Below are 13825 nucleotides of genomic sequence, written 5' to 3'. Positions count from 1 at the left end.
AGCCGGCTTGCCGGCGAAGAGGCCTTCAAGCCTTGTGCTGCCCTTGCGGGCGCACTCGCTGGCAAGCCAGCTCCTACAGCGAGGCGGCCGGCAAGGATCAGGCGCCGGGAACGAAGTGCTTCTGGGCGGTGCCGCGGGCGATCAGGCGGGAGATGTAGTCGAGCTTCTGGGCATCCTGGTCCACGAAGCGGAAAGTCAGCTGCAGCCACTCGCTGTCGGGCTTGGGTTCAAAGGCCACCACCGCATGCAGGTAGCCATTGAGCCGCGCCACTTCGGCGTTATCGCCCTGCTCCAGGTCCAGCACCGCGCTCTCCAGCACCTGGGGCAGGCTGTCGGTGCGCTTCACCACCAGCAAGGCTTCCTTGATGCTCAGGGCCTTGATCACACACTGCTGGTTGCCGCTGGACAACCGCAGCTGGCCCTGGCCACGACCACCACCGGCCGCTGCCGCAGGCGCCGGGGCCTTGACCGGAGGGCTGTTGAGCAAACCGCGGGCCGGCGCTGCTGGAGCTGGAGCCGGGGCGGCAGCCGCCGGTTTGGCGAACGGATTGACCGGAGCGGAAGCCGCCCCCACCACCGCCGGCTTGCCGCCAGTCAGGGCGCTCAGGGAGTCGTTGCCAAAGGCCGAGTTCATCTTGGTCGGCGCGCTGTTCATCAAGGTGTCGAGCTTGCCGACCTTGTTCAGCGCCTGCTTGACCTTGGTCAGCAGCTGTTCGTTGGTAAAAGGCTTGCTCACATAACCGGAAACCCCGGCCTGGATCGCCTGCACCACGTTTTCCTTGTCGCCCCGGCTGGTGACCATGATGAACGGCATGGCCTTCAGCGCATCTTGCTCGCGGCACCAGGTCAGCAGCTCAAGGCCGGACATTTCCGGCATTTCCCAGTCGCACAGGACCAGGTCGAAGGCTTCACGGGCGAGCATCGCCTGGGCCTTCTTGCCATTGATCGCGTCTTCGATCTTGATGCCAGGGAAGTAGTTGCGCAGGCACTTCTTCACCAGGTCACGAATGAACGAAGCGTCATCCACCACCAACACACTTACCTTACTCATCGACCACCCCTTTAAAAATCCCGGCAAGCATAACGCTGGCTGATGGCACTTTGCCAAAACTCTTCAGTCACGCCGGGACTTTTCGTTCGCGGGTGCTGCTTTTCAATTTCCAGGAGCACAAACAAAAACGCCCGGCCAAAAGGCCGGGCGCTCTTCTCGGGCACTCTTACTTATCGTCAGTTTCATCCGGAACATTAGCGGATTCGCCACTGGTACCTTCAACTTCCTGCTTCATGCGCTTGAGCCCAAGGTGACGAACATCGGTGCCGCGCACCAGATAAATCACCAGCTCGGAAATGTTGCGCGCGTGGTCGCCGATCCGCTCCAGCGAGCGCAGCACCCAGATAATGCTCAGAACCCGCGAGATAGAGCGTGGGTCTTCCATCATGTAGGTGGCCAGCTCACGCAGCGCGGTCTTGTATTCGCGGTCGATGATCTTGTCGTACTGGGCCACCGAAAGTGCCAGCTCGGCATCGAAGCGGGCAAAGGCGTCCAGGGCATCGCGCACCATGTTGCGCACCTGGTCGCCGATATGCCGCACTTCCACGTAGCCACGCGGGGCCTCGCCCTCTTCGCAGAGCTGGATGGCCCGGCGGGCGATCTTGGTGGCTTCGTCGCCGATGCGCTCCAGGTCGATCACCGACTTGGAGATGCTGATGATCAAACGCAGGTCCGAGGCCGCCGGTTGGCGACGGGCGAGAATGCGCAGGCATTCCTCGTCGATATTGCGTTCCATCTGGTTGATCTGGTCGTCGATCTCGCGCACCTGCTGGGCCAGGCCGGAGTCGGCCTCGATCAGCGCTGTGACCGCGTCATTGACTTGCTTCTCCACCAGCCCGCCCATGGCCAGGAGGTGGCTGCGTACTTCTTCCAGCTCGGCATTGAACTGCTGGGAGATGTGATGGGTTAAGCCTTCCTTCGAAATCATCGTGTTCGCTCCGCGAAAGTTGCAAGCTTCAAGCCGCAAGCTTCAAGCAGTTAAATAGTGATCCGGATGTCGCGCACCGCCTCTGTTGCGCCGCGTGAAACCTGCGGCTGGCAGCTGCTTTCTAGCCATAGCGCCCGGTAATGTAGTCTTCGGTCTGCTTCTTCGCCGGGTTGGTGAACAGCGTGTCGGTATCGCCGAACTCCACCAGTTTGCCCATGTACATGAAGGCGGTGTAGTCGGAAACCCGCGCCGCCTGCTGCATGTTATGGGTCACGATGACGATGGTGAACTTGGACTTGAGCTCATAGATCAGTTCCTCGACCTTCAGGGTCGAGATCGGGTCCAGGGCCGAGCAGGGTTCGTCCAGCAGCAGCACTTCCGGCTCCACGGCGATGGTCCGGGCGATTACCAGACGTTGCTGCTGGCCGCCGGACAGGCCCAGGGCCGAATCATGCAGGCGGTCCTTGACCTCGTCCCACAGCGCCGCGCCCTTGAGGGCCCATTCCACGGCTTCGTCGAGCACGCGCTTCTTGTTGATGCCCTGGATGCGCAGGCCGTAGACCACGTTTTCGTAGATGGTCTTGGGGAACGGGTTGGGCTTCTGGAACACCATCCCAACCCGACGACGCAGCTCGGCCACGTCTTCGCCCTTGCGGTAGATGTTGTTGCCGTAGAGGTTGATCGCACCCTCTACGCGGCAGCCGTCCACCAGGTCGTTCATGCGGTTGAAGGTCCGCAGCAGGGTCGACTTGCCGCAACCGGACGGGCCGATGAAGGCGGTCACGCGCTGCTTGGGGATGTTCATGCTGACGTCGAACAGCGCCTGTTTCTCGCCGTAGTACAGGCTCAGGCCGGGCACTTCGATGGCCACGGTTTCCTGTTCCAGGCTCAGGCTCTGCTTGTCGCGGCCCAGGGCGGACATGTTGATGCCATGAGTGTGTGCTTCGTGTTGCATGGGATGCTCCCTGTGCTACCAATTCGTTTGTCGTGAACCGCAGGCATCAGGCCAGCGGCGACATCATTCTGTTTGTAGGAGCCGGCTTGCCGGCGAAGAGGCCTTGAAGCCCTGCGTCGCCCTTGTGGGCGCCTTCGCTGGCAAGCCAGCTCCTACGCAAGCCAGCGTCCACACAAGCCAGCCGATCAGCTGTCCAGTGCCTTGTATTTTTCACGCAGGTGGTTACGGATCCACACCGCCGACAGGTTCAGGGTGGCGATCACCAGCACCAGCAGCAGCGCGGTGGCGTACACCAGCGGCCGCGCCGCCTCGACGTTGGGGCTCTGGAAGCCGACGTCGTAGATGTGGAAGCCCAGGTGCATGATCTTCTGGTCCAGGTGCAGGTACGGGTAGTTGCCGTCCAGCGGCAGCGACGGCGCCAGCTTCACCACACCCACCAGCATCAGCGGCGCCACTTCACCGGCAGCGCGGGCGACCGCGAGGATCATCCCGGTCATCATCGCCGGGCTGGCCATGGGCAGAACGATCTTCCACAGGGTCTCGGCCTTGGTCGCACCCAGGGCCAGGGAACCTTCGCGCACGGTGCGGGGAATCCGCGCCAGGCCTTCTTCGGTGGCCACGATCACCACTGGCACCGCCAGCAGCGCCAGGGTCAGGGATGCCCAGAGCAGGCCCGGGGTGCCGAAGGTCGGCGCCGGCAGGGCTTCAGGGAAGAACAGACGGTCCACGGAACCACCCAGCACGTAGACGAAGAAGCCCAGGCCGAACACACCGTAGACGATGGCCGGAACCCCCGCCAGGTTGTTCACCGCAATGCGGATCACCCGGGTCAGGGTGTTCTGCTTGGCATATTCACGCAGGTAGACCGCTGCCAGCACGCCGAACGGAGTGACGATCATGGCCATGATCAGGGTCATCATCACGGTGCCGAAAATGGCCGGGAAAATACCGCCCTCGGTGTTGGCTTCGCGCGGGTCATCGCTGAGGAACTCCCAGACCTTGCTGAAGTAGAAACCGATCTTGGTAAAAGTGCCCATGGCGTTCGGCTGGTAGGCGTGTACCACCTTGCCCAGGCCGATCTCCACTTCCTTGCCGTTGGCATCACGGGCGGTCAGGCTGTCGCGGTTGAACTGGGCGTGCAGGTCGCTCAGGCGCGCCTCGATGTCCTGGTAGCGGGCATTGAGTTCGGCGCGCTCGGCATCCATGTCGGCCTGGGCCGCGGCATCCAGCTTGCCGTCCAGCTCCAGCTTGCGGCCGTGCAGGCGGATGCGTTCCAGGCCGGCGTTGATGGCGCCGATGTCGGATTTCTCCAGGGTCTTGAGCTGGGCGGCCAGCTTGTTCACCCGGTCGATCCGCGCTTGCAGCTCGGGCCAGGCGGCTTCGCCTTCGGCGATCACCTTGCCGCTTTCCTTGACGTTGACCAGGTAGCCGTAGAAGTTGCCCCACTCACGGCGCTCGATGGCCATCAGCTCTTTGGGGTAGCTCTGGTTGGTCAGCCACTCGCCGACGATCCAGGTGAAGTCGTTGCCGTTCAGGTCACGGTTGCCGACCTTGATCAGCTCGCGGGTCATGAACTCCGGGCCCTGGTCGGGCACCGGCAGGCCGGCACTCTTCAGGCGCGCCCGGGGCACTTCTTCCTTCTGTACCACTTCACCGATGACCAGGTGATTGGCCTGGCCCGGCACGTCGTAGTTGGCGTGCACCAGGTCGGCTGGCCAGAAGTGGCCGAGGCCACGCACGGCGATCACCGCCAGCAGGCCGATGGTCATGATGACCGCGATGGACACCGCGCCACCGCTGATCCAGACGCCGGGGGCGCCGCTCTTGAACCAGTCTTTTAGGGAGTTCTGTTTCACAGACTTCTACCTTTCTTAAAGCGACGAGTATTTCTTGCGCAGACGCTGACGGATCAGCTCGGCGAGGGTGTTCATGACGAAGGTGAACAGCAGCAGCACCAGCGCCGAGAGGAACAGCACGCGGTAGTGGCTGCCGCCGACTTCCGATTCGGGCATTTCCACCGCTACGTTGGCGGCCAGGGTGCGCAGGCCTTCGAACAGGTTCATTTCCATGACCGGGGTGTTGCCGGTGGCCATCAGCACGATCATGGTCTCGCCCACGGCGCGGCCCATGCCGATCATCAGCGCCGAGAAGATCCCCGGGCTGGCGGTGAGGATCACCACCCGCGTCATGGTCTGCCACGGCGTGGCGCCCAGGGCCAGGGAGCCCAGGGTCAGGCCCCGCGGCACGCTGAACACGGCGTCTTCGGCGATCGAGTAGATGTTCGGGATCACCGCAAAGCCCATGGCCAGGCCCACTACCAGGGCGTTGCGCTGGTCGTAGGTAATCCCCAGGTCGTGGGAGATCCACATGCGCATGTCGCCGCCGAAGAACCAGTTCTCCATGAACGGGCTCATGTACAGCGAGAGGAAGCCGACGAAGATGATCACCGGGATCAGGATCGCGCTTTCCCAGCCTTCCGGCACTTTAAGGCGCAACGACTCGGGCAAACGACTCCAGGCGAAACCCGCCACCAGGATACCGATCGGCAGCAGGAGCAGCAGGCTGAAGATGCCCGGCAAGTGGCCTTCGACATAGGGCGCGAGGAACAGGCCGGCGAAGAAACCGAGGATCACCGTCGGCATCGCCTCCATCAGCTCGATCACCGGCTTGACCTTGCGGCGCATGCCCGGGGCCATGAAGTAGGCGGTGTAGATCGCCGCCGCCACCGCCAATGGCGCCGCCAGCAGCATGGCGTAGAACGCCGCCTTCAGGGTACCGAAGGTCAGGGGCGAGAGGCTCAGCTTGGGTTCGAAATCGGTGTTGGCCGCGGTGGATTGCCAGACGTATTTAGGCTCGTCGTAGTTCTCGTACCAGACCTTGCTCCACAGCGCACTCCAGGACACTTCCGGGTGCGGGTTGTCGAGCACCAGGGGCTGCAGCTTGCCGCCGGCCTCGACGATCACCCGGTTGGCCCGTGGCGACAGGCCGAACAGGCCCTGGCCGTCTACCACCTGGTCCACCAGCAGGGTGCGGTGGGCGGTGCTGTGGAACACCCCGAGCTTGCCGGCGGCGTCCAGGGCAACGAAGCCCTTGCGACGCTCTTCGGCGGTGATTTCAACAATGGGCGCGGTGCCCATCTGGAAGGTGCGGATCTGCTTCAGGCGCAGCTCGCCGTCCGGGTCGCGGGCCATGAACCACTGGGCCAGGCCGCCCTTGGAGGTCCCGATGATCAGCGAGATGCCGCCCACCAGCTGGGTGCTGGCGGTGACTTCGGTATCGGCGTCTTCCAGCAGTTTGTAGCGACCGTTGAGGCTCTTGTCCCGCAGGCTGAAGACGTCGGCCTGGGCGCGCCCGTTGATCACGTACAGCCACTGCTGGCGCGGGTCGATGTACATGGCCTTGACCGGCTCGGTCATCTGCGGCAGCTCGATGCGGCTCTGCTCGCTGGTGACCTCGCCGGTCATCATGTTTTCTTCGCGGGTCAGCTTCAGCACTTGCAACTGCGAAGCGGTAGAACCGGCAACGATCAGCGACGAATCGGTGGCATTGAGGTTGACGTGCTCCAGCGCACCGCCCTGCTCGTTCAGGGTGATGGGGGTCTCGCCGTAGGGGTACTCGATGGCCGGCGAGATGGTCTTCTTGCCGTCCGGGTAGCTGACCTTGTAGGTATGACGGAACACCAGGGCCTGGCCGTTGGACAGGCCGACCACCACCAGCGGGTTGCCGGGCTGGTCCTTGCCGATGGAGGTGACGCTGGCGCCCGCCGGGATCGGCAGGTCGACCTTGCGCAGCTCGGCGCCACTGTCGATGTCGAAGAACAGCGCCTGGCCCTTGTCGGAGACACGCATGCCAACCTGGTTCTGCTCTTCCAGGGAGAACATCAGCGGCTTGCCGGCGTCCTGCATCCAGGCGGGAGTCAGAGGGTCCTTGGCGGTCAGTTCGGCACCCTGGAACAGCGGCGCGACGACATAGGCGAGGAAGAAGAAGATCAGGGTGATAGCACCCAGTACCGCGAGGCCGCCGACAAGGACGTACCAACGGGTCAGGCGGTCTTTGAGCGCGCGGATGCGGCGCTTGCGTTGCAGTTCAGGCGTATTGAAGTCAATGCGCTTGGGGGGAGAAGTCGTAGTCATGGTGGAGTTGGCCAGATCATTCATGCGCACACCCTAGCGATCCTGTATGACAGAAAGATGACAATGCAGTGACGCAACAAATCCGCCGCATGGCAGGGCCGGCAGCGGACAGAAAATGAGGTTGCAGGAGCCGGCAGGCCGACGAACCAGCCTTGAGCCTGGGTCGCCATTTCGGGCGCTTTGCCTGGCAAGCGGAACGCCGCCCGGCCAGCTCCTACGAAAACGAGAAGGTCCGGGGAGCCCGGACCTTCGGAGGCGGCTTATGCGCCTTCTTTCAGGCCCAGGTCAGCCAGTGCCTTGGCGGCCACCTTGGCTGGCAGTGGGATGTAGCCGTCTTTGACGACCACTTCCTGGCCTTGTTTGGACAGGACCAGTTTCACGAACTCGGCTTCCAGCGGGGCCAGAGGCTTGTTCGGGGCCTTGTTGACGTAGACGTAGAGGAAGCGCGACAGCGGGTACTTGCCGTTCAGGGCGTTTTCTTCGGTGTCTTCGATGAAGTCGGTGCTGCCTTTCTTGGCCAGGGCCACGGTCTTCACGCTGGCGGTCTTGTAGCCGATGCCCGAGTAGCCGATGCCGTTCAGCGAGGAGCTGATGGATTGCACCACCGACGCCGAACCAGGCTGTTCGTTGACGTTAGGCTTGTAGTCGCCTTTGCACAGGGCTTCTTCCTTGAAGTAGCCGTAGGTGCCGGATACCGAGTTGCGACCGAACAGCTGAACCGGCTTGTTGGCCAGGTCGCCTTTCACGCCCAGGTCGCCCCAGGTCTTCACTTCTTCCTTGGCGCCGCACAGACGAGTCGAGGAGAAGATCGCGTCGACCTGTTCCATGGTCAGGTGCTGGATCGGGTTGTCCTTGTGCACGAACACGGCCAGGGCGTCCACGGCCACCGGGATAGCGGTTGGCTTGTAGCCGTACTTCTGCTCGAAGGCCGCCAGTTCCGTGTCCTTCATCTTGCGGCTCATAGGGCCCAGGTTGGAGGTGCCTTCGGTCAGCGCGGGTGGCGCGGTGGCGGAGCCGGCGGCCTGAATCTGAATGTTGACGTTCGGGTATTCCTTTTTGTAGTTCTCGGCCCACAGGGTCATCAGGTTCGCCAAGGTATCGGAACCGACGCTGGACAGGTTGCCCGACACACCAGTGGTCTTGGTGTAGCTCGGGATAGCAGGGTCAACAGCGGCAACCGCGTGGGCAGTCGCAACGCCAGCGGCGACAAAGGTCATTGCCGCCATCAAACGCTTCAGTTTCATGCCTTACTCCTAGCAGATAGGGTGTGTTAAGTCGGGGCCAAGTATCTGTAGGCCGTGTGAACACTCTATGTCCGGAATATGACAATTAGATGAAAGGCCAGCATTCCTGAACGGAAGCTGGCCTTTCTTTGTTCGGCGATAAAAACCTCTGTAGCCGCTGCCGCAGGCTGCGATCGATCCGCAGGGTCGCGGCGCCCTTCAGCGCACAGCAGGGCCTACGGCAGCGGCTACAGGGTGGTGGTCAGCGGCCCTTGGCCCACAGGTACAGCCCCACCAGCAGGCCGATGCCGCAAATAATTGCAACATAATAGGCCGGGCCCATGGGGCTTTCCTTGAGCAGCCAGGTAACCACCATCGGCGTCAGGCCACCGAAGATCGCGTACGCCAGGTTGTAGGAAAACGACAGGCCGCTGAAGCGCACCACTGCCGGGAACGCCTTGACCATCACATAAGGCACCGCACCGATGGTGCCGACGAACAGGCCGGTCAGGGCATACAGCGGGAACAGCCACTGCGGGTTGTCCAGCAGGCCGTGATAGAAGGTCCAGGAAGTGACCAGCAACAAGGCGCTGCCGAACACGAACACCTTGCCCGCACCGAATCGGTCCGCCAGGGCACCCGAGGCCACGCAGCCCAGGCTCAGGAAGATAATGGCCAGGCTGTTGGCCTCCAGGGCGGTGATGGCCGGGAATTTATAGACGGTCTGCAGCACGGTGGGGGTCATCAGGATCACCACGATGATCCCGGCGGACAGCAGCCAGGTCAGCAGCATGGAAATCACGATCGCCCCGCGGTGATCACGCAGCACCGTGCGCAGCGGCAGTTCCTCGGCCAGGGCCTTGCGCAGTTGCAGTTCGGCGAACACCGGGGTTTCGTGGAGCAGGCGGCGCAGGTACACCGAGAACAGGCCGAACACCCCACCCAGCAGGAACGGGATCCGCCAGGCGTAATCCGCCACTTCCACCGGGGTATAGATGCTGTTGATCGCAGTGGCCACCAGCGACCCCAGGAGAATCCCGGCAGTCAGGCCCGAGGTGAGGGTGCCGCAGGCATAGCCGATATGCCGCTGGGGCACGTGTTCGGAAACGAACACCCAGGCCCCGGGCACTTCACCACCGATGGCCGCCCCCTGGATCACCCGCATCAGCAACAGCAGGATCGGCGCCCACATGCCGATCTGCGCGTAGGTCGGCAACAGGCCCATGATCAGGGTCGGCACCGCCATCATGAAGATGCTCAGGGTGAACATCTTCTTGCGCCCCAGCAGGTCGCCAAAGTGGGCCATGACGATCCCGCCCAGGGGCCGCGCCAGGTAACCGGCCGCGAAGATCCCGAAGGTCTGCATCAGGCGCAGCCACTCGGGCATGTCCGCCGGGAAGAACAGCTTGCCGACCACGGTGGCAAAGAACACGAAGATGATGAAGTCGTAGAACTCCAGCGCCCCGCCCAGGGCAGACAGGGACAATGTCTTGTAGTCACTACGGGTCAGCGGACGGGCGGGTTGCGCAGGCTGCGCGGCGCTCGAGGGCACAGTGGTCATGGCAAGGGCTTCTCTTATTAGTCGGTTCTGGAAGCCGCAACAGCGCTGGTTGGGGCCTGGCAGGTTCGGCACGATAGCAAATTGTTCGAATGCGTACACAGCGGCGCACAAATGACTCACAAATTTGCGAACTGGACGGGTCGTCGCGGAGTCTATCGACCGATATACTCGCAGACCTCGAAGCGCAAAGCCGCTTCTGGCAAGGGTTGCTGTGCGAAAACGCTGCTGCGCGCCCCTGGCCCTGGCCAGCGCCAGTCGATTTCGCAGAGTTTCCCTTTAGCACGCCTTAGAAAGAACGTGACGAACGTAGTATGTTCGGGCTGAATCGTTTTTCCTGAAGACGGCTATTCACCTGAAGTACCCATGAAGCGTCACGGGTCAGAGGCCCCCCGGCATGATAGAACTCGAACAAGAAGATCCAATCCCGCAAGGCGACCTGGCCTTGCAAATCACCGCACTGCCCCGTGAAACCAACGGCTTTGGCGATATTTTCGGCGGCTGGCTGGTCGCGCAGATGGACCTGGCGGGCACCGCCATGGCCAGCCGCGTGGCCGGCGGCCGGGTGGCCACGGTGGCCATCGACCGCATGGCGTTCCTGGTGCCGGTGGCGGTGGGCGCGCAGCTGTCCTTCTACACCCAGACCCTGGAGATCGGCCGCAGCTCGATCCAGATGATGGTGGAAGTGTGGAGCGACGACCCGCTGTCCAGCGAATGGCGCAAGGTCACCGAGGCGGTGTTCGTATTCGTCGCCATCGATGGCAGTGGCCGCACCCGCTCGGTTCCGCCGCGCGCGCGCTAAACCTGATGACCGTTCTGCGGTCCATAGCAGCCCACACCTTGCGAACGAGAACAGCAGCATGCCTACGCCCCAGGTCGAAACGGTAAAACTGGATGAACTGAACTGCTGGCGCATCCGCCACGGTGACGCCGAACTGCTGGTGGCCCAGCAGGGCGCGCACATCCTCAGTTATCAAGTGGCCGGGCAACAGCCGCTGATCTGGCTCAACGACGAGGCCGTGTTCAAGCGCGGCAAGAGCATCCGCGCCGGGGTGCCGGTGTGCTGGCCCTGGTTCGGCAACTTTGCCCGCAACCCGCAGGCGGTGCAGGCCATGCGCCAAGGCACTGACCCGGCGCCGGCCCACGGCCTGGTGCGGGCCACCGACTGGGAACTGCTGGGCATCGAAAGCCAGGGCGACAGCCTGCTGGTGGAGCTGCGCCTGCCCTGCCCCGCGGGTGGTTTTCCCGGCTGGCCCCATCAAGTGGAACCGCGCCTGAGCATCCGCCTCGACCAGCAACTGCACATCAGCCTCAGCAGCCACAACCTGGGCACTGAAAGCGTGAGCATCAGCCAGGCGCTGCACAGCTACTTCGCGGTCAGCGATGTGCGCCAGGTGCAGGTCGAAGGCGTGGACGGGCTGAGCTACATCGAGACCCTGGAAGACTGGAAGACCAAGGTCCAGAGCGGCAGCCTGCACTTTACCGGCGAGACCGACCGCATCTACCTGAACGCCCCGGCGCAGCTGGAGATCGTCGATCCGGACTGGCAACGACGGATCCGCCTGCGCAGCGAAGGCTCGCGCACCGCGGTGATCTGGAACCCCTGGATCGACCGCGCTGCCCAATTCAGCGACATGGCCGACGACGGCTGGCAGCGCATGCTGTGCATCGAGACCGCCAACGTGATGGACGACATCGTCACCCTGGCCCCGGGCGCCAGCCACACCCTGAGCGTCAGCATCAGCGCCGCCCCGCTCTGACTCCACCTGCCCCGTAGGAGCTGGCTTGCCAGCGAAGAGGCCCTCAAGACCGCGTTCGCCGGCAAGCCGGCTCCTACCGTTCAGCGGCGTTCAAATGCGCCGCTTCAGAGATCCGATTCCTTGACCACCCGCACCTTCGCCGCATCCAGGGCATAGGCGGCATCGGCCAGGTCGTTGCTGACCTTTTCGATCTTCAGGGTGCCGGTCACCCACAGCGGCGTGTAGATGTCGTCCAGCTTCAAGCCCTTGGGAAAGCGCACCAGCACCAGCTGGTTGGGCGGCGGTGGCGGCACGTGGATGCAGGCGCCCGGGTACGGCACCAGGAAGAACAGCGTGCTGCGCCCCTTGGCATCGGCTTCCAGCGGCACCGGATAACCGCCGATGCGGATCTGCTTGTCATTCATGGCCGGCACGGTCTTGGTGGAATACATCACCGCCGGCAACCCCTTGCTCTGCTTCAGGCCGCCCTTTTCGGTGAAGGTGCCATTGGCTTCCGGGGAGTTGTGGTCGATTTCCGGCATCTGCTCCAGGGCCTTCTGGTCCGACTTGGGCATCAGCTCCAGCCAATCGGTTTCCGGCAGTTCGCCAGCCTGGGCCAGGCCGCAGCCCAGCAGAACAAAGGTCAATAGAAGACGGCGCATGTGAGGGTGGCTCGGTCAAAAGGGAAGGACGGGAAAACCCGGGCATTCTAGTGCCCAGACCGTCAGATGCGTTGAAGTTTCAGATGAAGAAAAAGGCTCCCCTCCGCGCGGACGGCAGAGGGGGCTTGTAGCGTGGTTCAGCTCTTCTTGACGAAGCCGTAGATCACCAGCAGGACGATCGCGCCCACCAGTGCACCGATGAAACCGGCGCCCTGGCCAGCCTGGTAGATACCCAGCGCCTGGCCGCCATAAGTGGCCGCCAGCGAACCGCCGATACCCAGCAGGATGGTCATGATCCAGCCCATGCTGTCGTCTCCCGGTTTGAGGAAGCGCGCCAGCAGACCAACGATCAAGCCGATGAAAATGGTTCCAATAATGCCCATGGCTGTTCCTCTGTAAGGGGGGGATCAAGCCAAAGCCTAGCCAGCACTTTGGCATCCTGCTATCAGAGAACGGCGGGAAACGAAGGTTCCCGCCAGCCGGAGGATTTGTTACTCGGCGATCAGCGCTTGCACCTTGAGGATCTGCGCTTGCAGGGTCGCCTGATCGGCGCAGCGCAGGTTGGCGTGGCCGACCTTGCGACCGACCTTGAAGGCCTTGCCGTAGTGATGCAGGTGGCAGTCGTCGATGGCGATGACTTGGTCCACCGGTGGCACTTCGCCGATGAAGTTGATCATGGCGCTCTCACCGACCTTGGCCGTGGAGCCCAGGGGCAGGCCGGCCACCGCCCGCAGGTGGTTTTCGAACTGGCTGCACTCGGCGCCTTCGGTGGTCCAGTGCCCGGAGTTGTGCACCCGCGGAGCGATCTCGTTGGCCTTGAGGCCGCCGTCCACTTCGAAGAACTCGAAAGCCATTACGCCGACGTAATCCAACTGCTTGAGCACGCGGCTGGAGTAGTCCTCGGCCAGGGCCTGCAACGGGTGGTCGCTACTGGCCACCGACAGGCGCAGGATGCCGCTGTCGTGAGTGTTGTGCACCAGCGGGTAGAAACGGGTTTCACCGTCACGGGCGCGCACGGCAATCAGCGAGACTTCACCGGTGAAGGGCACGAAGCCTTCCAGCAGGCAAGGCACGCTGCCCAGTTCGGCGAAGGTGCCTTCGACGTCGGCGGCGCTGCGCAGGACCTTCTGGCCCTTGCCGTCGTAACCCAGGGTGCGGGTCTTGAGCACGGCCGGCAGGCCGATGCGCGCCACGGCGGCGTCGAGATCCGCCTGGGACTGGATGTCGGCGAACTCCGGAGTAGGAATCCCCAGGTCCTTGAACATGCTCTTCTCGAACCAGCGATCGCGGGCGATGCGCAGGGCTTCGGCGCTCGGGTAGACCGGCACGAACTGCGAGAGGAAGGCCACGGTTTCCGCCGGCACGCTCTCGAATTCGAAGGTCACCAGGTCCACTTCATCGGCCAGCTGGCGCAGGTGGTCCTGGTCCCCGTAGTCGGCCCGCAGGTGTTCACCGAGGGCGGCGGCACAGGCGTCCGGCGCCGGGTCGAGGAAAGCGAAGTTCATTCCCAGCGGAGTCCCCGCCAGGGCCAACATGCGGCCCAGCTGGCCGCCACCGATTACACCGATCTTCATCG

General features: G+C 63.2%; 12 protein-coding genes. 2 read left to right on the top strand and 10 right to left on the bottom strand.

The window, feature by feature from the left end; all coding sequences use genetic code 11:
• Positions 1–97: 97 nt before the first annotated feature.
• From AC07R1_RS11710 to AC07R1_RS11680, 7 genes are all read right to left on the bottom strand, one after another.
• Positions 98–1051, bottom strand: a complete 954-nt coding sequence (locus tag AC07R1_RS11710) for a response regulator (protein WP_011064280.1) — start codon at positions 1049–1051, stop codon at positions 98–100.
• A 166-nt stretch (positions 1052–1217) separates the two neighbouring features.
• Positions 1218–1979, bottom strand: coding sequence for a phosphate signaling complex protein PhoU (gene phoU / locus AC07R1_RS11705; RefSeq protein WP_495110548.1), 762 nt, complete (start codon positions 1977–1979; stop codon positions 1218–1220).
• 121 nt (positions 1980–2100) lie between these two features.
• Positions 2101–2934 carry a phosphate ABC transporter ATP-binding protein PstB gene (pstB, locus tag AC07R1_RS11700; protein WP_011064282.1) on the bottom strand — a complete coding sequence of 278 codons (834 nt, stop codon included), beginning with the start codon at positions 2932–2934 and terminating at the stop codon, positions 2101–2103.
• Positions 2935–3119: 185 nt separating this feature from the next.
• Positions 3120–4790 carry a phosphate ABC transporter permease PstA gene (gene pstA / locus AC07R1_RS11695; RefSeq protein ID WP_011064283.1) on the bottom strand — a complete coding sequence of 557 codons (1671 nt, stop codon included), beginning with the start codon at positions 4788–4790 and terminating at the stop codon, positions 3120–3122.
• Positions 4791–4805: 15 nt separating this feature from the next.
• Complete coding sequence (locus tag AC07R1_RS11690; protein ID WP_176876769.1) at positions 4806–6839, bottom strand: ABC transporter permease subunit; 2034 nt, start codon at positions 6837–6839, stop codon at positions 4806–4808.
• 488 nt (positions 6840–7327) lie between these two features.
• The gene (locus AC07R1_RS11685) at positions 7328–8311 is read right to left on the bottom strand and encodes a phosphate ABC transporter substrate-binding protein PstS (protein WP_011064285.1); all 984 of its coding nucleotides are present in this window, start codon (positions 8309–8311) and stop codon (positions 7328–7330) included.
• Between the two features lie 241 nt (positions 8312–8552).
• Positions 8553–9851: an MFS transporter gene (locus AC07R1_RS11680; RefSeq protein ID WP_019094638.1), complete on the bottom strand. Its 1299-nt coding sequence runs from the start codon at positions 9849–9851 to the stop codon at positions 8553–8555.
• 394 nt (positions 9852–10245) lie between these two features.
• Between AC07R1_RS11680 and AC07R1_RS11675 the strand changes: the two genes are divergently transcribed.
• Entirely contained in the window at positions 10246–10650 is a 405-nt protein-coding gene (locus AC07R1_RS11675) for an acyl-CoA thioesterase (RefSeq protein WP_003229628.1), read from the top strand.
• A gap of 58 nt (positions 10651–10708) precedes the next feature.
• Entirely contained in the window at positions 10709–11608 is a 900-nt protein-coding gene (locus AC07R1_RS11670; protein WP_015637503.1) for a D-hexose-6-phosphate mutarotase, read from the top strand.
• Between the two features lie 104 nt (positions 11609–11712).
• Here the strand turns inward: AC07R1_RS11670 and AC07R1_RS11665 are convergent, their stop codons facing one another.
• The 3 genes from AC07R1_RS11665 to AC07R1_RS11655 form a co-directional block, all read right to left on the bottom strand.
• On the bottom strand, positions 11713–12249 hold the full coding sequence (locus AC07R1_RS11665; protein WP_011064288.1) for a DUF3299 domain-containing protein: 537 nt from the start codon (positions 12247–12249) through the stop codon (positions 11713–11715).
• A 137-nt stretch (positions 12250–12386) separates the two neighbouring features.
• Positions 12387–12632 carry a GlsB/YeaQ/YmgE family stress response membrane protein gene (locus tag AC07R1_RS11660; protein ID WP_011064289.1) on the bottom strand — a complete coding sequence of 82 codons (246 nt, stop codon included), beginning with the start codon at positions 12630–12632 and terminating at the stop codon, positions 12387–12389.
• Positions 12633–12740: 108 nt separating this feature from the next.
• Positions 12741–13823 carry a 5-(carboxyamino)imidazole ribonucleotide synthase gene (locus AC07R1_RS11655; protein WP_495110547.1) on the bottom strand — a complete coding sequence of 361 codons (1083 nt, stop codon included), beginning with the start codon at positions 13821–13823 and terminating at the stop codon, positions 12741–12743.
• Between the last annotated feature and the right edge of the window lie 2 nt (positions 13824–13825).

The sequence above is a fragment of the Pseudomonas sp. GW821-FHT07F01 genome, assembly GCF_059418825.1.
This window is presented reverse-complemented; position numbering and strand designations above follow the sequence as displayed.